The sequence below is a fragment of the Paenibacillus sp. RS8 genome (assembly GCF_041956825.1).
Lineage (GTDB): Bacteria > Bacillota > Bacilli > Paenibacillales > Paenibacillaceae > Paenibacillus_AQ.
Map to the genome: position 1 here is coordinate 1934404 of NZ_CP168131.1, position 22476 is coordinate 1956879.

General features: G+C 43.4%; 15 protein-coding genes. 12 read left to right on the plus strand and 3 right to left on the minus strand.

Features of this window, described 5'->3' with window-relative positions; translation table 11 throughout:
• Positions 1-167 precede the first annotated feature (167 nt).
• The 10 genes from ACDZ28_RS09950 to ACDZ28_RS09995 all read left to right on the plus strand — a co-directional run bounded on the left by ACDZ28_RS09950 (position 168) and on the right by ACDZ28_RS09995 (position 13292).
• A complete protein-coding gene (locus ACDZ28_RS09950; RefSeq protein WP_231574007.1) occupies positions 168-1379 on the plus strand; it encodes an HpcH/HpaI aldolase/citrate lyase family protein in 1212 nt (403 codons plus the stop codon).
• Between the two features lie 76 nt (positions 1380-1455).
• A complete protein-coding gene (locus ACDZ28_RS09955) occupies positions 1456-2766 on the plus strand; it encodes a phosphoribosyltransferase family protein (RefSeq protein ID WP_042131780.1) in 1311 nt (436 codons plus the stop codon).
• A complete protein-coding gene (locus ACDZ28_RS09960; protein WP_042123541.1) occupies positions 2750-3901 on the plus strand; it encodes a cysteine protease StiP family protein in 1152 nt (383 codons plus the stop codon). The genes ACDZ28_RS09955 and ACDZ28_RS09960 overlap by 17 nt, the downstream gene beginning before the upstream one ends.
• On the plus strand, positions 3898-4731 hold the full coding sequence (locus ACDZ28_RS09965) for an HAD family hydrolase (RefSeq protein WP_375104555.1): 834 nt from the start codon (positions 3898-3900) through the stop codon (positions 4729-4731). The genes ACDZ28_RS09960 and ACDZ28_RS09965 overlap by 4 nt, the downstream gene beginning before the upstream one ends.
• Positions 4728-5783, plus strand: coding sequence for an ATP-grasp domain-containing protein (locus ACDZ28_RS09970; RefSeq protein WP_042123544.1), 1056 nt, complete (start codon positions 4728-4730; stop codon positions 5781-5783). Before ACDZ28_RS09965 ends, ACDZ28_RS09970 begins: the two co-directional genes overlap by 4 nt.
• Before the next feature lie 25 nt (positions 5784-5808).
• Positions 5809-6522 carry a hypothetical protein gene (locus ACDZ28_RS09975; protein WP_375104556.1) on the plus strand — a complete coding sequence of 238 codons (714 nt, stop codon included), beginning with the start codon at positions 5809-5811 and terminating at the stop codon, positions 6520-6522.
• Positions 6523-6533: 11 nt separating this feature from the next.
• Positions 6534-7634 carry a toxic anion resistance protein gene (locus tag ACDZ28_RS09980; RefSeq protein ID WP_042123546.1) on the plus strand — a complete coding sequence of 367 codons (1101 nt, stop codon included), beginning with the start codon at positions 6534-6536 and terminating at the stop codon, positions 7632-7634.
• A gap of 251 nt (positions 7635-7885) precedes the next feature.
• Complete coding sequence (locus tag ACDZ28_RS09985; protein WP_375104557.1) at positions 7886-10390, plus strand: S-layer homology domain-containing protein; 2505 nt, start codon at positions 7886-7888, stop codon at positions 10388-10390.
• A 333-nt stretch (positions 10391-10723) separates the two neighbouring features.
• A complete protein-coding gene (locus ACDZ28_RS09990) occupies positions 10724-11512 on the plus strand; it encodes a formate/nitrite transporter family protein (RefSeq protein ID WP_042123548.1) in 789 nt (262 codons plus the stop codon).
• 148 nt (positions 11513-11660) lie between these two features.
• Positions 11661-13292 (plus strand): ATP-binding protein, encoded by a 1632-nt coding sequence (locus ACDZ28_RS09995; RefSeq protein ID WP_249923445.1) that lies wholly within the window; start codon positions 11661-11663, stop codon positions 13290-13292.
• Between the two features lie 101 nt (positions 13293-13393).
• Here the strand turns inward: ACDZ28_RS09995 and ACDZ28_RS10000 are convergent, their stop codons facing one another.
• Both ACDZ28_RS10000 and ACDZ28_RS10005 read right to left on the minus strand, forming a co-directional pair.
• On the minus strand, positions 13394-15724 hold the full coding sequence (locus ACDZ28_RS10000) for a septation ring formation regulator EzrA (RefSeq protein ID WP_375104558.1): 2331 nt from the start codon (positions 15722-15724) through the stop codon (positions 13394-13396).
• Positions 15725-15895: 171 nt separating this feature from the next.
• The gene (locus tag ACDZ28_RS10005; RefSeq protein ID WP_167348483.1) at positions 15896-16039 is read right to left on the minus strand and encodes a hypothetical protein; all 144 of its coding nucleotides are present in this window, start codon (positions 16037-16039) and stop codon (positions 15896-15898) included.
• 290 nt (positions 16040-16329) lie between these two features.
• Between ACDZ28_RS10005 and ACDZ28_RS10010 the strand changes: the two genes are divergently transcribed.
• The gene (locus ACDZ28_RS10010) at positions 16330-19458 is read left to right on the plus strand and encodes an EAL domain-containing protein (protein ID WP_375104559.1); all 3129 of its coding nucleotides are present in this window, start codon (positions 16330-16332) and stop codon (positions 19456-19458) included.
• A 175-nt stretch (positions 19459-19633) separates the two neighbouring features.
• Here the strand turns inward: ACDZ28_RS10010 and ACDZ28_RS10015 are convergent, their stop codons facing one another.
• Positions 19634-20731 (minus strand): GGDEF domain-containing protein, encoded by a 1098-nt coding sequence (locus tag ACDZ28_RS10015; protein WP_042123552.1) that lies wholly within the window; start codon positions 20729-20731, stop codon positions 19634-19636.
• 190 nt (positions 20732-20921) lie between these two features.
• Between ACDZ28_RS10015 and ACDZ28_RS10020 the strand changes: the two genes are divergently transcribed.
• Positions 20922-22439 carry a methyl-accepting chemotaxis protein gene (locus ACDZ28_RS10020; RefSeq protein ID WP_375104560.1) on the plus strand — a complete coding sequence of 506 codons (1518 nt, stop codon included), beginning with the start codon at positions 20922-20924 and terminating at the stop codon, positions 22437-22439.
• Positions 22440-22476 lie beyond the last annotated feature (37 nt).

Here is a 22476-nt window from a genome sequence, read left to right on the forward strand (position 1 = left end):
AAAGGTAGTTGAACACTGCTGCTTTCAGGTAATCGTATATGTTTATAGCGTAGGCCTTCACTTATATATGAGAGAACCGGATAAGGTATAGCTGGTTCTGCCACTCTCTATAGGAGAGGCCTACGCTTGTTTTGCTTGGCTTCGCAAAACTATAAGGGGGAACCATCTTGAGATACTTCGATTACCTGACGATTGAACAAGAAACAGCCTTATTTTATAATCGGCCGATTTCATTTAACCATAATACTACGAGCAAGGATTTGTTGGCATATGCTGTTGGTGCTGCTCTTTATATGCCAGCAACTCGTGCTAGTGTTCCAGAAGATATTTTGAAGCTTAAAAGTGCAGGACTTGTAACCGTTATTATTGATCTGGAGGATGCGATCGGAGATAACGAGGTTGACCATGCAGAGGAGTCTCTCATTCAGCATCTTATTTTTCTCGCCGCATATGAGGAGAATGAGCCAAGCGGGAGTGATAGTCTTCCGCTTCTTTTCATCCGAGTTCGTAATCCAGAGCAGCTGCGGCAGCTGATTTTTCGATTAGGATCTTTGGTTACGATGTTAACGGGTTTTGTTTTTCCTAAGTTTTCGGTCGACAATGGAATCCAATATTTTGAGGCGATTGCCGATTACAATAGAACGCGCAGCTATTCAGATCCAGTGCTATACGGCATGCCAATCCTGGAAAGTGCGCCTATTATTTACCGCGAGAGCCGGGTAGACAGTCTTTTATCTATTCGTAATTTGCTAGGGAACTATCGTGAGTATGTGTTGAACGTTAGAATTGGAGCAACAGATTTTTCTAGTTTATTCGGACTGCGTCGAAGTCCTGATATTAGTATCTATGATCTTACCCCTATTCGAGACTGCATATCAGATATTATTAATATCTTTGGTAGAGTGGAAGAGGGATATGTAATTTCCGGACCGGTCTGGGAGTATTTTGCGAATAAAGGACATCGGGTGCTTCGGCCACAGCTAAGACAGACTCCGTTTGAAGACACCTATGGTAAAAACGGCCGCGACATGCGAAACAGTTACATTTCTAGCAGCGTGGATGGGCTTATTCGTGAAGTGATTTTAGATAAAGAAAATGGGATCTTGGGCAAGACAATTATACATCCCTCACACCTCAGACCTGTTCAGGCCATGTACACGGTAATGCACGAGGAATATGTTGATGCCTGCAGTATCGTAGAGAGTAACGATGGTAGCCTAGGAGTCTTCAAGAGTCAATATTCTAATAAGATGAACGAGATTAAGCCGCATTTGAACTGGGCAAAACGGATTTTACTACGATCACAAATATACGGGGTGTTACATGAACAACAGCATTTTGTCAGATTATTACCCGAGAACGAATTTACACACGTATAACATAGTCGAGAACCTACAGGTCACGGTTACTGAAACATCTAATCCCTTTCATTTGCCTGCGGATACTTTATTCTCCATGGCAGCCCGGATTAATAAGAAGCGCTCCTTTTTGTTCGTCAGCAAGGTGCTTGGCAAACATATCCCTGTTAATCCATACACTCCTCTACTAAGTGGTGCTGCATTAGCGCTGCTGTTATATCAGGAGATGAACGATGATTCTACAGATAAGGGTAGGATGGATGACTTATTGAATAAAGCTGTGCATGGACTGATTCACCCTGAGTCTGCCAAGGAAGCCTATCAACATTTGCTAGGAGCACGGTTAGTTCTTCCTAAGCCTGTTGTTTTTATTGGCTTTGCTGAGACTGCAACTGCACTCGGTCACAGTGTGTACAACATGTTTGCCGATGCAGCATCATATATTCATACTACGCGTGAACATATCCTCGATTTGGAGTCGATTGTTAGCTTTGAAGAGGAGCATTCACATGCGGTCGACCATTCATGTTACGCCTTGAATGCTGAACTATTATCAGGGACTGAGCCGATTATACTGGTGGATGATGAGATTACAACGGGGAATACAGCAATTAATACGATCCGTGATATTCAGTCCAAATTCCCTCGGGAGGAATACGTAGTCGTTTCTATTTTGGATTGGAGGAGCGGTAATAATCTTCACACCTATAGCGAATTAGAACAGGAACTAGGGATTCGGATTAAGTCCTTATGTTTACTGCAAGGTAGTATTGAAGTGAAAGGCACGCCTTTGCTTCATGCTGGGAATGACAAAGATTTATGTCCGTCTTCAGAAGAAGCCGAAGTGGTGACTACTTATGTGGTGGACGGTTTAGAACGTCTGCAGGTGACATCTATAGATTCATATGGCGACACTAACGCATCTCCTTATGTGAAATACAGCGGCCGATTCGGTCTGGATTCGCTGAATAATGATGGGATGGATGAAGGCGTCACCCGGATTGCGGCACAGCTTAGAGAACTACGAGAGGTGGATTCTAGGACTCTTGTGATGGGTGTAGGGGAATTTATGTACCTTCCTATGCGGATAGCGGCTGAGATGGGGGAAGGTGTTTCCTATCAGTCTTCCACACGCAGTCCAATACATCCTGAGCATCGGGCAGATTACGGGGTACATAGTGCTTTCGCATACCCTTCAGCTGGTGATCCGGAAATTACAAACTTTATTTATAATGTAGCCCCTGGTCAGTATGATGAAATATTCGTGCTGATTGAGCGTGATGTACCGCATGAACGAATGAAACCGATGCTTGATATACTGAAGGCACTGGCCCGCCATAAAGTGCATCTTATTGTACTGACTCCTGAAGGAAGAAGTGGAGGTCCCCAGGATGAAGGGAACAAGTAAACATAAAGTCATGGATAAACAAATAGCAGAACCGGTTCCGCTAGGGAGCTATCCACCGTCAGATGTTACGTTTTTGCTCAAGGATCTTAGTGATGTATCGCTGGAGCTGGCGACGGAAGTAAGGGAGGAAGCTATTCAATCGGGTGTCCATTATTCTGAGATGCTGCCTGTTGAATATCAGCCTACCGAGCAGTATATTGACTTGTTTCATGAGACGCTGCAGCAATCGGCTAAGAGGGTAGCTTTGGCTGTTGCCATTGTCTCTGAGATGATTGTCGCAAGAAGAGGGCTAGGTTGTGTGCTGGTCTCTTTGGCTAGAGCAGGAACACCCATTGGTATATTGATTAAGCGTTATATCGCAGAGAGATACGAAGTAGATCTACCGCATTATAGTATTTCTATTATTCGGGGCAAAGGGATAGATGAGAATGCGATTCTCTATATTCTGCAGAAGCATGGACTTGATTCTGATTTGCAGTTTGTCGATGGATGGACAGGAAAAGGGGCTATCCGTGGGGTGCTGATTGATTCTTGCAACAGCCTCTATGAGAAGTATGGTATTCGCTTAAATGATGATCTTGCCGTATTGGCTGACCCTGGAAACTGCGCAGGCATGTTTGGGACTAGAGAGGACTATCTCATTCCTAGCGCCTGCTTAAACTCTACTGTTTCAGGATTGATGAGCCGAACGGTGTTACACGCTGATCTCATTGGTCCTGAGGATTTTCACGGCTCAAAGTTTTATAAGGAGTGGCTGAATGCGGACGAGTCCAATGTATTTATTGATACAATCTGTCCGTATTTCTCTTCCGTAGTAGCAGAAGCGAAGAGCGCCTGCGAACAGATGCTGGAGCATCCGCCCGAAATCACTTGGCAGGGTCTTCGTGATATTCAGAGTATTCAGGAAACTTTCGGCATAGATAACATCAATCTGATAAAGCCGGGAGTCGGAGAAACAACACGCGTATTACTGCGCAGAGTACCTTGGAAAATTCTTGTCGATACTATGGATAATCCGAATCTAAAGCATATTCTTCTCTTAGCGAAGGACCGGGGCGTTCCTGTTGAGATCTTTCCTGGAATGACGTACTCCTGTTGCGGAATAATTAAACCGCTGAAAGGGGAGACGGAATGATATATGCCAGTGATCTAGATCGTACTTTGATCTATTCTTTAGGTGCAATTGGTGTTCCTGAGAATACTCCGGGTCTAATTCCGGCGGAAATTATCGAGGGGAAGACGAGATCTTACATTTCGCAGCAAGCATTAAATCAGCTACTCGATCTTACCATACGGGTTATTTTTGTCCCGGTTACTACGCGTACGGTACAACAATACAAGCGTATTAATCTGTTTCAAGAAACGGTCATACCTGACTATGCCGTTACAAGCAATGGGGGGAATATTCTAATCGGTGGAGTTGTCGATAAGGAATGGAGAGAATCAATCGGTAGGTTGGTAGCTCGTCACTCTGCTGGGGCTGAAGAGGTTAGATCATATATCAAGGCAGTTGTACGTGAGGATTGGATCATTAGTGAGAATTATTGTGATGATCTATTCTACTCCTTCATGGTTTATCGGGATCAGTTACCTTTAGATGAAATCACTAATCTATCAGATCGGCTCTATAATCTCGGCTGGAGAGTTTCTTTACAAGGCCGCAAGCTGTACGCTGTGCCGGCAGCCGTGAACAAAAGCGACGCTATACTTCATCTGCGGCGCACCGTTCGCTCTGAGCCTATGGTAGCTTCTGGAGATTCCTTGCTAGATAAGAGTCTCCTTGAGAGTGCTGACTATGCTATTGCCCCCTGCCATGGTGAAATATTTGCAGAGCAACAGAGTGGTCTTGTAAAATCAAGGTATCCGTTTACGAAAGAATCAGGTGTATTTGCTGGAGATGAGATTTTGCAGTATGTAAATATGATCTATAATAATCTAACTGCATTGGGAGTGGGGCCACTATGAAAAAGGTAAATATTTATTTCAATCGTTGGTTTTCCGTGGCTTACCATTATATGAATCTCCTCCGCAATAACGAGGATGGTATACCGGTTCAAATCTTTGCGACACACCCGGATATCCGCCATATGTCGCTACAAGGTGCTGACTTTGCTGAAACCGAGCCGGCGCTGAAGGGAATAGAATATGTTCAGTTTTGCGTTGATTTCTGTCGGCGTAATGAGATCGATGTTTTTATTCCACGCTTGCATATGCTTGATATTGCTCTCCATGCGGCAATGTTTGATGCGATTGGTACAAAGGTTCTGGTATGTAGAGATCTTGACCTGCTGGAGTCCATTATGGACAAAGGTAAATTTTACGAGAATGTTAGTGAGCAGGGCATCATGAGTATCCCGGATTATCATGTAGTTAGTACAGCGGAGCAGTTTAAAAATGCTTACGAGGACCTTGTTGCCAAGGGACATCGTGTTTGTTTTAAGCCAACTGAAACAGAAGGTGGGTTAGGCTTCCGTATTATCGACAATACCCGCGATCCTCTTCAAGAGCTTTTTGGGTATGTAACTCCATTGATTACGTTTGATGATGCCTATCGTATTCTTGCAAGCAAAGAGACCTTCCCTGATCTGATGGTGATGGAATTACTGGAGGGATACGAGTATAGTATAGATTGTCTGGCAGATGAGAATGGTAAGCTGTTAGTAGCTGTGCCACGTCGAAAAGTGGGCGGTCGTCTGCGATTGATGGAACATATTCCTGAACTAGAGGAGATTGCAGCTAGAGTTGCAGAAGTTTACAAGATCCCCTTCAATTTCAATATTCAAATGAAATACAATGGAGATACTCCAAAGCTGTTGGAAATTAACCCGCGAATGTCCGGTGGACTGCATATGTCATGTTTGTCAGGGATTAACTTTCCTTATTTAGCCGTCAAAAGTGCCCTCGGTGGCGAGGTTCAGCCTATGAATTTTGAAGGAGATGTACTGGCCAGCCACCTGGAGCAACCGATGATTATGAAAATAAACGGCCAATCCGTCATTTCGGACGCCGTGAATTGAGCGTTCATAAAGTCGCTCACAAGAGGTGAGAACAATTCAGTTTAAATCAAAAGTATTACTTTACGCCGGTATCGGTTATGTTGTCGCTGTATTAACGAGCTCTCTTCTGCCTGAGTTCATCTCTTTGCTGTTGCCTTTAGCGGGTGCAGGGATAGGTGCTCTAGTCACGAGAAGTCCAAGAACTAATCTACCGGCGGAGGTGTTGCCAGCAGGTCCCGTGACGGCACCAATTGCTCCGCCGCCCGCTGCGAGCGCTCCACAATTAAGCAACGCAGCAAATGATACTACATCAGGTATTCACGGCTATGACGGTAAAACGGAGGACGCTGTGAAGATTGGACCGGAGTTCGCTCCGGTTGTGGAGTATCTTAGCATTCTGGAAGATATGATTATCTCAGAAGGGCAGAAGGATACGCTGGACAATGAAATTGTCGAGAAATCATTGGCGCTCTTCGCGAGGCTTCAACGTGTAATTCCACTGCTGCAGGAGCTGAATAACGGCGAGATTAATCATACGGTCCGCAGATTGATTCTGAAGGATTTAAATGGTGTAATCAATCCGTTCTTACGCCTAGGCGGTGAAGCAAAGACGAAGAATCGGAGAATGCTGCTGAACGGTCTAAGAGATGTCGATTCCAAAATATCGGATATTGCGTCCACGATCGAACATAAAGACCTGATGGAACTTCAGACGAAGGCGGAACTGATTCATCAGCGGTACAGCAGTTCCGAACTATAGGAGGGAATCCCATGTCCACGCAGTTGATCCAATTAAAAAAAGAAGATGAACAAAAGGTAGTCGAGGAAGCGGCACAATTAATTGAAAAGGTATCCCAAACGGATACTGTTACACTAGATTCCTTGATGGATGATATCGGTAAGCTTGGAGTTAAGACGCAGGAAAAAGCAGGACAAACCTTGAAGCTGCTGGATCGTCCAGTGAATGACCTGATGTCAGGCAAACGTGTTGAAGTGCCTAACATGATTATGAAACTGCGGAACGAATGTGAGAATCTGCAGCAGAGTAAGAATGTGAGCTTCTTCGGCAAGATGCTGCGTAAGAGTCCGATGAAGAACTATGTGTACAAATATCAGTCGGTCCGCACGAACATTGATGCCATTGTTACAGGGCTTCGCGACGGTAGAGATACCCTCGAAGAGAGCATTGTGAATATGCGTCAGCTAAAACGTACCTCCATGGAAGAAATTTATAACCTACAGACCAAAATTGCCTTCGGCAATAAGCTGAAAGAGCTGTTCGAGGTGGAGATCGCGAAGCCAGAGAATGAGTTCCGTAAAGCGTATCTTGAGCGTGGTCTGCGTAAAGTGATGGTTCGTATTCAGTCGATGACAGAGATGATTCTGCTGTACAATCAAGCGATTGCTGCTACAGATATCATCAACGACAATAATGATAAGTTGATTGATTCTGTGAATAACGCCATTGATAAGACATCTAATTTAATTACAGTATCGGCAATGATTGCGATGTCGTTAGCGGATCAGGAGAACGTCATCAACGCTGTTGAAGCGACGAATAAGACGATTGAAGATCAATTTAAAGAAAATGCACGTCTACTGCGTACCACTACGGAGAAAACAACCGAGTTGCTATCTAAGCCTTCTATGTCCATGGAAGCTGTGAACCAAGCGATCGGCGATTTGCTTAGCGCTTTAGACACTTCAGAACAGTCTAACCGTCGTATTATTGAAAGCTGCCAGGATTATACGTCTAAAATGACGGCAATCAATACTCAACTAGGCAATCGTTTAGGATTGAATGAGGCGGACAAGCCGCAGGCGCTGAAGCAAGGAGAGGCTGAGAGTCAACTTAGCAGCTTCTTGAACTAATTGTTTCTGAAATTCGCATGAATACACAGTATAGGATGTAAAGCCTGTTGAATTTTTCAGCAGGCTTTTTTCTTTGTTCTTTTTTCAACATTAGTTATAATATATTCCAATTTACTAAAATTTTATCATGAGATATTATGGTAAAGATCTGATGGATTTATTGATGCTCAGGTGCACCTAAGATGAAAGGATCGGCTTTATCATGCGCTGTTTCAAGAGAAACGGGCATACCTATTGGGAGGGGTAAATGGATGGGCAGAAAGTTTAGGGGAATATTAGCTGGTGCACTGGGCGTAAGTATGCTTTTTAGTTCTTTAGGGGTAGTAACAGCACAAAATAGCAAGGATTACGAAGGCCATTGGGCTCAAAAAGCTATTGATAGCTGGTTAGACAGCGGCAAGTTGAAGGGTTTTGAAGATGGCTCTGTAAAGCCAAATCAAACCATAACAAGAGCTGAGTTTATGACATTGGTCAACCGTGCGTTTAATTATACGAAGCTAGCTAAGATTAGTTACGATGATGTGCCTTCTACTAACTGGGCATATAATGAGATAGCGAGAGCAGTTGAAGCCGGATATATCCAAGGATTTAACAACGAGATGCGTCCGAATGCTCCAATTAACCGCCAGGAAGCAGCAGTCATTATTAGCAGACTGTTGAAACTGGAAGGGGGGAGTGTTGATGAGCTGAAGGTGTTTAGCGATGCTGGACAAATTGCTGCATGGAGCAAAGAAAGCGTTGCTTCAGCAGTTAAAGCCGGTGTTCTGAAAGGATACCCTAATGGGACTTTTGCGCCTGGACAGGCATTAACCCGTGCAGAGTCCTTGACACTGATTGATTCCGCTGAGGCTCTTACACATATAGTGTTGCCGACAGCTTCTCCAGTTACAACTTCTTTGCCTAGTGTTGCGCCAACGGCAACGGCAACTGCAGCATCCGCTGGCGGAGGCAGTGGTGGCGGAGGAGGTGGTGGTGCTGGTGGTGCTGGTGGTGCTGGTGGTGGTCAATCTGAGGCAACTTCTACTCCAACCGCTACACCCACACCCACTGCTTCACCAACGTCAACCCCTGAACCTACAATGCCTATAAAAGAATTGCCCGCCTTAGATATTCATATTACATCTACTCCAAATGAGTCAGTCACAAATTCCGTTTATCTGAAAGTTGACTTTAGTAAAGTTTTTGACACAATAGTGAATCAAAATGATCAGATCACTTACTATATTACATCCGAGCCGATTAATGACAGGGATCTCCGCTGGGGCCTTACTAATCTTAACTCATATATAACTATGTCCGGTTATACAGCTCGACTTATGCCCGAAATCACGGTGTCTTCTAGTTATATAGATGGAGGTGGAGATGGAGAAAAGTATGTATCGGTTGTTGTTAGAAACCATAAAGAAGAAATTACAGGATACTACACCCAAAAGATGAACTTGAAGTTCTCGCAAACGGAGCAAGCCAGTGACATGGTGAAGTTAGAAAGTGGAGTAACCATTACACAAGAAAAATTTATCTATGACGGTTGGATAAATCCAGGGGAATACTATTCTGATATTATTGATGTTACAAATGCTTTTGCACAGTTAAATGGTAATGCGGTTTCTTATACGATTTATCCTAAGTATTACAAGGATTTGGATCAGAACCCTCAACTTAATGATAGTATTTCTGCCTCGCGTACTTTATACAAAAGCAATCGAATTAGAGTGGTTGAAACTACTTATTCTTCCGGCGGGGCATCATCACCAGGGTATATTCCTATTGTTTACGAATCCTATTATAACTATAAAACCTACAATGAAGCAGAATATATGATTGTGTTCTATGACACCAATTTGAAGGCTATCGCTTATTACGAAGGAAAAGTTCAATTAAGTGACGAATTGGCAGTTGAAGCCGCCGAGAAGAGGATTGACGATATTCCGATCAGTCTAGGGTTGAAGGAAGAGGATACTATAAATAGGGCCACTAGAGCCTATGAGGCACTTAATGAATCACTCCGTGGGAGGATTAGTGAACGGCGTAAAGTGAAACTTATGAATGCTCAAGAAACTCTTGAAAAACTTAAGAAATCAGGGCCGTTACAGAACCTCGCGCTTGTCTCTTCCTATATTGGTATTAGAGAATTTCACCTCAACGGTACGTTAGTTAATGCGTATACTATAGACTTCCCGGATACTTTAAGAAGAGAGATTGGAAGCTTTTCTTACTATATTACTAAAAATCCGATCACTGGGAACGATTTAGAGGCTCCTAGTATTTACGGTAAATATGCTTTTTCGGAGATTAATAAAATACTACTGCCTATTCGGGATAAGATAGGTGATTATAACGTAACGATAGTTTATTACGATAAGGCAGATAAGCCACTGCGCTATACGACAAAGCAGATGAACTTTTCAGCCCTTTCTCCAGCATGGGACAATTCTGCGGTTCAAGTGTTGGATGGAGTGACTATGGAACGTCATTATGGCAACGGCGGACGTGTAGACTTTATTGATGTCCAAAACTACGTACGCGCACACCGGGAGGCTGTATATTTCACAGTCACATCAAGATCGATGCTGGAAAAAGAACAAGCTTTTACGGTCGAAAATGTGGTCAAGAATTTGAATCAGGTCTATCAAGGAATGGCCGTTTTCAATTCTTCTGATCCGGCTTTAAATGGACAGACAGAAGAATATATCGTTATTTTTTATGATAAAGATTATAAGGCAATAAGCTATTACACAGGGGTCCTGAAAGACTAATAAGGGAACAAGAACTCACAGCAATCATAAAGCCCTATCTTCATACATAAGTTGTCACAAGACTACATGTGTAGAAAGTGGGGATAGGCATATGATCTTAGGGTGTTTGATACTCGTGCTTATCATCGTAGCCAGCAGCGAAAAAGCAGAAGCGATAGCCAAATTGAATGACGACAGTTAGCGGGAATTAACATCAATTCCTCTAAGAAATTCGGGGATTTTCAACCACAACTTGGTTCAAGTAATTTCCAGCGGGTTATTGGGTATAATAACTCAAGGCTGTACGATTAGCCCTTAACTAGCTGGAAATACCAAAATCCCTAAGGAGGTCACATGGAGAACGAGGCGCTGCTTCAGGTTGAACAATTGGCACTCAAGAAACAGAAAATCTTTCGGCAAAGTATAATGCGTTATATTGCCAGAGCCATGCTGGCCAGTATGTTTATCGGGTTTGGTGTAATTGTAGCCTTCAAGACAGGTAACTATTTCTATATGGAGCATTCCCCATTTGCGTATCCGATGGCTGCAATTACTTTTGGAGCAGCGATTATCCTTATCTCATACGGTGGAGGGGACTTATTTACCGGAGATACCTTTTATTACACGTATACAGCTTTGAGACGTAAAATGAAATGGTCCGAGGTTGTACGCATGTGGGTTATGAGTTATATCGGTAATATCCTTGGTGCTGCTGTATTTGCATTATTGATTTTTTTAACAGGACTGTTTTACAGTTCTGATGTAAATGGATTTTTGCTATATGTGGTTGAGCATAAAATGGGGGCTCCGGCAGGTCAGCTTTTTTTCCGTGCTATCCTCTGTAACTGGCTCGTGTGTATGGCTTTTTTCATACCGATGAATATTAAAGGCGATGGGGCTAGGATGTTCGCAATGGTCTTATTCGTATTCTGTTTTTTTATCTCCGGTTATGAGCATAGTATTGCTAATATGTGTACCTTTGCGATTGCATTGGTCCTTGACCATCCTGGAACGGTTTCGTGGGCCGGTGTGGTACATAATCTTGTGCCTGTTACAATCGGCAATCTAATTGGTGGTGGAGTTCTGATGGGGGTTATGTATTATTATGTGAACAAACCTTTTCTGGACGATACAAAGCACTAAGAAACTCGGTTAACGCGTAACTTCGCTCTCTAAAAGGGCGGAGTTTTTTTGTGCTGCAAGAAATTTATTCGCCATTGGGATTTTTTGATTTTTTAGGGTTCAAAAGGATTAGAGGGAAAGAAGTAGAATACATATTAGTATTACAAAATTGAAGATTCATACAGAATGGGGTAAGGCTTTGGAAAAGACAACAGGGATACTGACGGATGAGACTATTATTAAGGCTTCCAATCAGCATTGCATTGATCAAGGAATAGACCCTGAGCAGCCTCCTATTTTTCCAAAATGTTATGCTGCAGATGAATTGGGGTCACAACTCCATGTATATAGTGAAGTGATTGAAGTTATCGATTTTTTTGTGAATAAGTTTCTTTCTTCAGTAAAAGGCAATCCGATCCTTGTTACGATATCGGATGATGCAGGTTATCTATTGGCGTTCAAAGGAGATCCGACGATTATTGATCTCGTAGGGCAGATTGGTATCAAAGAAGGTGTGCAGCTAAACAAAGAAGTGGGTACGAATTCGATTGCTTTGTGTCTCGAATATCAGCGGCCTTTTCAGTTGAAGGGGCAAGACCATTATCATCATATTCTTCATCGTTTAGTGTGCTGTACGGCTCCTTTTTATAAAGAGGATGGGCGTGAGATTTTGGGGACGATATCATTTATGGCGGATATAGATGTGGCTCATCCCCACCTATTACCTTTGCTCTGTACCATGGCTGACTCCATCGAACGCGAAATTTTGCTGCGTAGAGGAAATGCTGAGCTTCAGCTTTTAAACCGAATCCTATTGGATACTAATTACTTAGGCGTTATTATAACGGATGAACTCGGAACGATCGTCAATATAAATGAGAACTGCTTAAATATGCTTCATTTGGATGGTGAACATCAAGAATCTGTTATCGGTGCCAGTGTTTTTGAAATTCGGAATGTGGGCTCTTATTTTCAGCATGTCATTCTTCAGCAAGAGGCATGTGCTGGGCTGGAAGTGATTCAAGAAAGTAACGGTTTGTTTGAGCATTATATGCTGGATGTGCTTCCGGTTTACGACTCGAATGCATGCTTGGCTCGTGTGATTGGGAGTCTTCGTAATATTACAGAGATGAAAAAAACGGAAGAAGTGCTGCGCAATACAGAGAAGCTAGTGGTCGCTGGACAACTGGCCATGAGTATTGCGCATGAGATTCGAAATCCGCTGACCACAGTTAAAGGGATGCTTCAACTGGCCAATAAAGATTCGAAACTGCTCCATTATGATCTTATTATGTCAGAAGTGGAAAGAATGAACCTCATTGTGAGTGAGTTCCTTATACTGGGTAGACCGCAGGCTGCGCATTATAGGATAGAACAATGTAGTGCGATTCTGGAGGAAGTGCTTAGCATCTTTGCAATTCAAGTGGAGATGAATAATATATCGTTAAACACGCAATTCCATAATGATGCCACAATCTTGTGTGACCGCAATCAGATCAAACAAATCTTCCTAAACATCCTAAGAAACTCAATGGAAGCCTTGCCTTTTGGTGGAAGCATTACAGTAGCTCTAGATGTGGAGAATGGATACCAGACGATTACCTTCACAGACAACGGAGAGGGTATGAACCAGGAAGTGTTGGATAAATTAGGTCAGCCTTTCCACACGACCAGAGGTGACGGTAATGGACTTGGAATCATGATTGTAAAAAAAATAGTTTCTGCACATAGAGGCCGCGTGGTCATAGCTAGTGAAGAGGGTGTAGGTACAACTGTTACGATTTATCTGCCGATAAAATAAAGGGCTTATCTTGGCTATAACTCCGTCGTACAAGCCTTAATTCATAATAAAAGACTCTTCCGCCCAAGCAGGCTGGAAGAGTCTTTTATTATGGAGATGGACTACCACTTGGATCCGCCTGATGAATTTCGGCCGGACTTTCCTCCGCCGCCACCCCAAGAAGAGCCGCCGGAGGATTTGCCACCACCGCCGCCTCCGCCCCAGGAAGAACCACCGGAGGAACGTCCTCCACCAAATCCGCCCGAGGAAGGAGGACCAGAGGACATCCGTTTGCGGGCTTGTGCACGACGTTGCTGTTCTCTCATCATAGCTAATTGGGCTAGCCGTTCTTCCTCTTCCTTCTGGCGAACGAGTCGGTTCGCTTCATTTACAAAGGAAGTGATCTGCGAATCATAAGAACGGCTTAGGGATTCCAGTTCCTCAAGATTGTAAGGCCGGGACGTCAGGCGATGCTCCAGTGCACTGAATTCTGGCAATAAGGATAGCTCGAAGCGAATTTTAGATGATAACCCTCTGCTATGCAGCATTCGCTGGGTGGTTTCCACCCGGCTTTGCCCTTCAGAGAACAGGCGAGTGACCTTATCCAGTCTTTCATGGAGTGCATTTAGACTCTCCGAGACGCCATCGAACTGTCTTGCAGCCTCATCCAGTAAGGATAGCAACTGCTCAAGCGCATTGTGGGCCTTGTCATATTCCCCGCGTTCATCGCTGGTCCAATTCTCAATCTGCGCCACTTCACTTGCACCCTCCCGAAGGCGAGTGCTCCACTCTGTTAAAATGTTCTCCACAGTTGCTACATGTTGTTCTTCAAAATATATTCGTGCTTCTGTAATCCGGCTCTGCAGTCCGTCTCGCCGCTGCTTTAATTGGCTCCATTCGGTGCGGAATGTCTCTAAATCTCTGCGGTTATTCTGCCGAAGAAGTGCTTGTTGTTCTGTCATAGCAACAGCCTCATCCAGGAGAAGATCAAGATTGGCGCCAATCCTGCGCACCTCATCCATATCTCCTGCGCGTAGCGGTGCTTCAAGAGTCAGCGACTCTACCCGGGCCTGCTCCAGATGGTCATACGGTTTTATCTTCATGTTATGGAGTGAATTCTGTTCGATGATGCTTGTGATTTTCGCACGCGATGCAGCTAATACCGTAGGGAAATGGTTTAGCTTATCATCATAGAGATCAACATCCTTCAGGTCTTGTTCAATTTTTTCTTGGCGCTCTTGCGCATCCTCGGTAATTTCTTGTGCAGCAATAGGGTCAAAGAGCTCTAATTGATCTGCTTTTGAGGTCTCCTCGGCAAGCTCCTTAAGCTCTTCAACAATTTCTTGAAGTGCATAACCAGTTTCTTTAACCGTATCTTGCAGCTGCTCTTCAAGCTCTGGCGTATCCTCTTTAAGCTCTGTGATGCGTTGTTTAACATTGCGATCTGCTTCACTGATAACTGCAATGTTCTTCTCTTCCTCCTCAAGCGCTGTGCGGAAGGATGCCTCTATCTGCTGCAATTGTTCCACGGCAGCTTTAAGGGCATTCAGACGATAGAAGGGTGGCTGTGTACCTTGCCCATCACTTTGCAGCGAAGAGATTTCAACGAGTTTTGCAGACAGTCGTTTTGAAATGCCTTCTACCAGCACCTCGGTTTTGCCCTGAACGATCCCCTGAAATGGCTTTAATGATTCCAATGCTCGATTCGCTTGTACAAGCAAATTGGATAACTGTTCCTGTTGCTCGCTTAGCTGTTTACGTCGACGTAGACCTGTGATCACTATAAAGAGCACAAGTAGGATTAGTACGGTTCCGATTACAATGGCAGCAATCTTGAACATGGAGCTACTGGAGCGGCTTTCGGAACTGACTGAGGTTCCTGAATTGCTGGAGGTGCCGTTCTCTAAACCGCCGTCCGTACTGCCAATTGCACTGCCACTTCCTGCGTTTCCTCCAGCATTTCCGGTGCTATCCCCGATGGAATGGACCGCTTTAATTAAGGCCTTTGTCCCTCCAGCGAAGTCGCCTTCTCTGGCATAAGGTATGAAATAAGTATCAAGTAACGCTGTGATGGCAGCACTTCCTGAGCTCCCCCCCTGATTCTGGGACCAGGCATTTAACGAATTTTGAAAGCCTGGGTTGTTAAAATTCAGTTCAATGGACTGATCGCCAGCGGAGATTAGCAAGAGAATATCGCGTGTGGACAGTCCCCATGAGGCATAAGTTTCATCAGCGTACTTATCGGCTGGAGTGCCGTTTAAGGAATCTACGGTGAGTACATGCATAGTAACGAGATCCCCAGTGGCGGCAGCAGAAATGGATTTCGCTTCTGCGGAGCTAAACATTCCAGCGCTATCAGTAACTAATCCCTGCTGAGTAGGAATTACGGCGGCATATGCACCGGGTACCCATAACACGCTGATTAATAAGAATAAAGCTATATACTTTTTCAAGCTGACACGCTCCAATCTGAAGGACTTTGTATTCAATATATTATGCTAATAATTATACTATATCATTAACCATCAGGGACCCGGGGATCTTCCTATTCTTACATGTCCGCGAGTTATACCAGCAAAAAAAGCCGCATTCCCTAAAAGGAATGCGGCGAATATTCAGAAGGGCTATCTTGTCGGCAGACAGAGGATGTATTGCAATCTGGATTTAATTTCTTTTTGCCATTTTAAATCTCCAACTTTAACGGCAAGATTGAGCAGATCCAGATAATCGTCAACCTGTAGTGTTGTTCGGGTAGAGGTAACGTTCATGGGTGATCAGTCTCCTTTTTAACTTAAATATAGTAAAGTGAAATCAATAGCTTCTTTAATAATGATAATCATTATCAACTTGTTTCGTTATTGCTATTATCCACATTTTCCATCTAAAAAGCAATATAAAAATGTAGCATCCGTAATTTTATATAAATTACAAAGGGAAGGGTCATCGATAGGATTTGCGTATATTGTGTGACGTGGACGTGAATAGCAGGGATATTGCCATATTTTGTCGAATATTATTTAGGTTATTACTGTAAAATCAGTAAAAAGGGGGATGAGCGATGAAGCAGGGTAAACTGTTGCTTCTGATTAGCATTCTATTTATGCTCTTACCTCCTACTGCCATTCACGCCGAAAGAAAGGAGATAGAATATCAAGTAGAGTTGGGATATCCACCTTATAAATATGAGAAAGATGGGTACATGACCGGTTTTGATATTGAATTGAGTAGTTTGATCTTTGAGAAGCAGGATTACGACGTCCACTATAGTACAGGGAAGTTGGAGAATGTGTATAGTCGGCTGGTTCAGGGAGATATCGAGACTGCGGGTCTAATGGCAATTACAGAAAAACGAAAGCAAGAGGTGCTATTTTCAGACACTGTTTTCAAAAGCTATATTTCCATCTACGCAAGGCGAGGGCTTGAGGGTGAGATTAATTTAAAAACACTAGAACGATATAAGATAGGTCTAGGAAACGGGCAGTATTCGGAGACGGTACTAAACGGGAAATTAGGGATTAATGATTACGTAGAATATGCAACGGTTCCTGAGGCTTTAAAGGCTCTTGAAAAAGGAGAGATCGACCTTCTATTTGAGAATCAAGGGGTGGTCGATTATCTGCTCGATGAACAGGGGGAAACGAAGGATATTATAAAGGAATTGAGCGATCTCTACCCCAGGGATGTAGCATTTGCAGTCAGTAAATCCACACCGGAGTTGGTTTCTTATATTAACGAGAGATTGAACGAATTGCAGCATTCGGGTGCTTATGAAGAATTGTACCAGAACTATTTCTACGTTCATTCTGATTATTATAAAGGTATGATCCACAAGAGAATAGCTTACGGAATAATCGTTCTATTCTGTCTGCTTATTCTTAGTTTAATCCTGCTTAAATTGTATATAAATCGTTTACGGCGTGCTGTTTATTCGGAACATCAATTTTTTGAGGATGTTATAGAGCATAGCGGCATGGTGGTCTGGGCGGTACAGGCAGATAAAACAGTAGTCCGGTTTAACAAGTTCGCTGAGCGGATGACAGGTTTAAGAGAGAAAGAGGTACTGGGCGTAAATCTTGAGGATATTGATGGTCTGAAGGGTAGTGCTGCTATTTTCCGGGAGCTACTGGAACGGGCAATACGGCTCGAATATGTTAGCAACGTAGAAATTAAACTTCCAGATCAATCACCTGAAGCGCGCTATTTCTCATTCCGGACAACTTTATTAAAAGGGCTAGATAAGCAGGCGGGCGATATCTTTGTACTTGTTGGTGTGGATATCGATGAACGTAAACAGAATGAGCTAAATCTGCAGCTAAGTTATGAGGAACTAGAAGCTACTTATGAAGAGTTGTCAGCGACAGAGGTCGATCTGCAGGAACAGTTTAATAAGCTCCAAATCAGTGAACGACGTTTCCGGCTTACCTCAGAAGGTTCTGGTGCATATATGTGGGAGTTTGATTTGGAGGCGAGACGTTTTAATTTATCAGATCGATGGTATGAACTCATGGGCTACACGAAGGATGAAATCAATTCGTTTGAAGATGGAGCGTTAAGTATAGTTCATCCCGATGACCTTGCTTCAACCCTTAAAATTAAACGAGATCACTTGAAAGGTATTACATCTATTTTCGAAACGGAATTTCGGATGCTTACCAAAGATAATCAAATTGTGTGGTTTGAAGTCAGAGGCAAGGCTACCCTTAATCCAAGGGATAAAGTTCTGTTATTCATGGGCTCTTTGATTGATATCAGCGAGCGGAAGCAGGCTGAGCTTAAACTAAGCAACAGCTACCAAGAACTTGAAGCGACCTATGAGCAGCTTGCGACCACTCAACAGGAGCTTCAAGTGCAATATAATATGCTTCTAGACAATCAGAAATATATACATCGCCTGGCTTATGTGGATGAGCTTAGCAATTTGCCTAACCGTTTATGCCTTCTGGAGTCGATGGAGAAATACCTACAGCGTCCGGGCGGAAAATTTGCACTATTATTTCTAGATTCAGATAATTTTAAATACATCAACGATACATTGGGTCATAAATCCGGGGATGTACTCATTCAGAAGGCTAGTAAGAGATTGCAGTCATTGATGCAGGAAGGAGATATGCTCTCACGGCTAGGTGGAGATGAATTTGTTGTTTTTATTAAGGATACAGAAGACCGTGAGGATGTATTGAACCTAGCAGAGCGTATTATGAGATCGTTCAGACAGTCCTTTGTGATAGGAGCGAGTAATCTATACGTTTCGCTAAGCGTCGGAATTTCTTTTTATCCAGAGGATGGGGAGACGGCCGAACAAATTCTGAGCAATGCAGATGTGGCGATGTATCGTGCCAAAGAGGATGGTAAGGGAACTTATGTAGTCTATGACAAATCGATGCATACAGCGTTTAATGAACGAATGAATATAGAGAAGCATTTGCGCAGTGCTATGTACAATAATGAGTTTGAAGTATACTATCAGCCACAGATGGATATTCAGTCCGGATTCATTTCAGGCTTTGAAGCCCTAATTCGTTGGAATAGTCCAACGCTTGGTTCTGTATCTCCGCTTTCATTTATAAAAATTGCTGAGGATTCCAGACTGATCATCGATATTGGTGAATGGGTGCTTCGGGAATCTTGCGTCTTTATGAAAGGCATTCAAGATCGTACAGGTGTTCCTTATAAAATATCGGTTAACATTTCGATTATTCAGCTATTCCAGAACGATTTTATCGAGATGGTACAGGATAGTCTGGCTGTAAGTGGTTTAAAGCCAAGCTGTCTTGAGTTGGAAATTACGGAGTCTATTTTTATGAAATCATTTAATGAGAGTATCTTGGGTAATCTGCGGTTTCTAAAATCTAAGGGCATTAGTATCGCCTTGGATGATTTCGGAACGGGGTATTCGTCCCTTAGTTATTTGCAGCAATTGCCGATTTCAACACTCAAGATGGATAAAACTTTTATTGATTCGCTCTCAGAAGAAGAAGCTAACAGCAAGTCTTTTGTGCAGTTGATTATACAGCTGGGGCATAATATGGGACTACAGGTCGTAGCGGAGGGGGTAGAAGAGGTTAGCCAGATGGATTTCCTCAAGTTGATAGGCTGCGACAAAGTTCAAGGCTACCTGATTAGCAGACCTGTACCAAAGCAGGCAGTAGTAGAGCTTTTGGAAACACAGAGGCACTATGGAATATAGCTGTTAGATTCACACTTATAGATGAACACAAACAAGCCCATGAAAATATCAGTGGGCTTATTTGTTCAAATATAATAATTTATAAGTCTTACGCTATATATTATCCTTACATTTCTCGCATAAACGCTTACCGTCCATTAAGGACGTCGAAGGCGTTTTTGCTTGTGTTCAGTCTTTAGCTGATTACGATTTTATTCTTCCCTGTGTTCTTAGCCTCGTAAAGTGCATCATCTGCCTTCTGAAACGTAGAATTCTTGGAATCAGTACCTGTGAAATCATGCATACCGATACTGACGGTTACGCTTTTTCCGTCCATTTCCGCAAAAGGGTTATCAGAGATGGTTGTTAGAATATGCTGCATAATCTCATGAGAATGATCAATGGTTTTAGCAGTCAGAATGACGACAAATTCTTCTCCGCCGTAGCGGGCGGCGAAATCATCGGGACCGACATGTTCGAGTAGGATCGCGGCGACCTTTTGCAATACGATATCTCCAACGGAGTGTCCATAGGTGTCATTTACTTTTTTGAAATTGTCGATATCCATAACAGCTAGCTGCATGGGAAATGGATTACTCTGCTGATGATCGATCAGCCATCCCAAGTATTCATGAAACGTCTTATGATTATAAAGATCAGTTAGAGGATCAATCTTAGATAGTCGGTCCATGATTATATTCTGAATGCGTAAATCCTGTTCTGACTTTACCGAGTTCTCCAGGGATCGCATCAAATCACGCCCGCGACCGATGACTGCGAAGCCTGCTAGAGCAGTACCTGCAAAAATAAGTGCAATAATGATAGTTTGTGTGATCGGTATGTACCCTTGACTCGAGGTCTTGATAAATAAAACGATCGTGTACAGTAGACATATGGCAGAAGTGGCTATCATATAGCTTTTCTTCATATAGATCATGGATATATGCAGTGGCATTAGCATAATTAATGAAATCATATATAGTTCATTGCTGAGATTGATGATAATCAGAAGTGCAAATATATGGCTCGCCACTGTAATCGTTAGCTCAGACCATAGGGGTCTCCATCTATAGACACATTCCAGAATAATGATCAAAGTCACTATGATGGAGTTAGGAATCACCGACTGTATTATAAAATTGCCCATGGTTAGGGTGGTGTCCGGGTGTTTGCCCCATAAGCATAGAGAAACCAAAAAATGAATACATAGATCCACAATCAGGATGATCCAGAATGCATTGAGAAGCACGCGATTCCAATGGGTCTGACGAGGAGTTTGAAATGTAGCATGCATAATATGTTCCTCTTTTCCAGTGGCAATATGCTTATATATTCGACAATAGTAACGGATTCCCTCTCGGCGAATGAATGAAGTGCTCTTGGGATAATTGTTCGAAAAGGAATACTATAGAAAGTATTTCCTTTAATTAACTCTGCTGATATAATGTTAGAATACATAACATCAATCGAGTGGAGTGGGAATAATGATGCAGATTCGTCGAAGCCAGATTTTTGTAGTCGTCCTGTTGCTCCTTGTCAGTGTTTACAGTTTGTTGATAGACATGTTCTGGATTCATAAGCTGGTAATCATTCTGCTTATGGCTTCTCTAGGCTGGGTCGTACTGGATTTGTCCCGCTATGGTTATCGTAAAGAATTGCTGCTGAAGGAATCTAAGAGTAAAGTGGAGCTTCTTGGTAATGAGATTGTAGTTACTTCGGACCGACTGCATGGTGCACTCGAAGAAATTAGCCGTCATACAGAAGAGTTGCAGCGGACAGCTGATTATTCACACGAATATGAGATGGATTTGCGGATTCGCAGTAACGAGGCTAAAGCTAATATTGAAGGGGCTTATCAGACAATGGACGGAGTAGCATCAGTTACTTCACATATCGAAGAGTTAACGGAGAGACTGGGATCAAATATGAAATACGCCCGTCAGGGCATGACAACCATGGTTGATTCCTTGAGCATTGCAGATGCTGTGATGAAGGACCTGCAGATGCAGAGCGGAGACATGTTGGCTAAGTTTACTACCTTGAGTAACCATATCGCGATGGTGGAAGAGATTAATACGCTTATTAACAGTATTGTGGATGAAACCTCTTTACTCGCGCTGAATGCTTCCATTGAAGCGGCACGCGCAGGTGAACAAGGCCGCGGATTTGCAGTGGTGGCTAGCCGGATCCGGCAGCTAGCAGATCAAAGCAAGAGCTCGGTAGACCGTTCCTCTGGCATCTTGCTCGACATTAATAACGGAGTACAGCAAGTGCTGGAATCCGTTACGAAAGAGCAAGCTTCAGTGGAACGCGGGGTGAACGAGGTCGGCACTGTGAAGCTACGACTCGATGATATCGCGTCGAGAGTAGATGAAGTTGGCAGCGCCGTAACGGAAACCATCGATGCTGCCGCGAAGCAGGGCAAGCTGATTGTAGAAGTGACAACGGAGCTGAGTGGGGCGGTGGCTATCGTGAATGAGACGATTGCTAATGTGGATCTTACGCTGGAACAGGTGACACGGCAGCGGAACCAGATCGGTCAGCTGAACGAAGTCAGCGCCAATCTGTTGGCGGAGTCGCAATCGTTGCAGCAATCGGTTACTAGCATAGCAGGCCGAAAAGAAATCGAGATGAGCCAATATGCAGCCCGGCTTCAGGAAATGCAGAGTCTCTTGGAGAATATTTCAGTGAAGGAAGAGCTGTTCTCGCCGGATACTGAAGTTCATCAAGGTGTTCTAACCTCTTATATTAAGAAAATTCCGGATGTGCAAGCCATTTGGTCCAATCGGACGGATGGGACCTTTATCTACTCTGAGCCGGCGGCAGGCCTCCTGAATGCCAAGCGGCGGGATTGGTGGAATGGGGCCATAAATGAAGGTGAATATGTTTCGAAGCCTTATGTATCAGCGATTACGAAGCGTTCTTGTGTTACATTATCCAGAGCGATTAAGAATCGTCAGGGAGATGTCGTTGGTGTAGTAGGTATCGATTTAGCGGTGTAATAAAACGACAAAAGCAAGCCCTTTTATACAGGGGGCT

Bases quoted from the DNA above. Each gene is read 5' to 3' on its own strand.
- ACDZ28_RS09955 (WP_042131780.1), top strand. From the start codon at position 1,456: ATGGCAGCCCGGATTAATAAGAAGCGCTCCTTTTTGTTCGTCAGCAAG.
- ACDZ28_RS09960 (WP_042123541.1), top strand. From the start codon at position 2,750: ATGAAGGGAACAAGTAAACATAAAGTCATGGATAAACAAATAGCAGAA.
- ACDZ28_RS09965 (WP_375104555.1), top strand. From the start codon at position 3,898: ATGATATATGCCAGTGATCTAGATCGTACTTTGATCTATTCTTTAGGT.
- ACDZ28_RS09970 (WP_042123544.1), top strand. From the start codon at position 4,728: ATGAAAAAGGTAAATATTTATTTCAATCGTTGGTTTTCCGTGGCTTAC.
- ACDZ28_RS09980 (WP_042123546.1), top strand. From the start codon at position 6,534: ATGTCCACGCAGTTGATCCAATTAAAAAAAGAAGATGAACAAAAGGTA.
- ACDZ28_RS09985 (WP_375104557.1), top strand. From the start codon at position 7,886: ATGGGCAGAAAGTTTAGGGGAATATTAGCTGGTGCACTGGGCGTAAGT.
- ACDZ28_RS09990 (WP_042123548.1), top strand. From the start codon at position 10,724: ATGGAGAACGAGGCGCTGCTTCAGGTTGAACAATTGGCACTCAAGAAA.
- ACDZ28_RS10005 (WP_167348483.1), bottom strand. From the start codon at position 16,039: ATGAACGTTACCTCTACCCGAACAACACTACAGGTTGACGATTATCTG.
- ACDZ28_RS10010 (WP_375104559.1), top strand. From the start codon at position 16,330: ATGAAGCAGGGTAAACTGTTGCTTCTGATTAGCATTCTATTTATGCTC.
- ACDZ28_RS10015 (WP_042123552.1), bottom strand. From the start codon at position 20,731: ATGCATGCTACATTTCAAACTCCTCGTCAGACCCATTGGAATCGCGTG.
- ACDZ28_RS10020 (WP_375104560.1), top strand. From the start codon at position 20,922: ATGATGCAGATTCGTCGAAGCCAGATTTTTGTAGTCGTCCTGTTGCTC.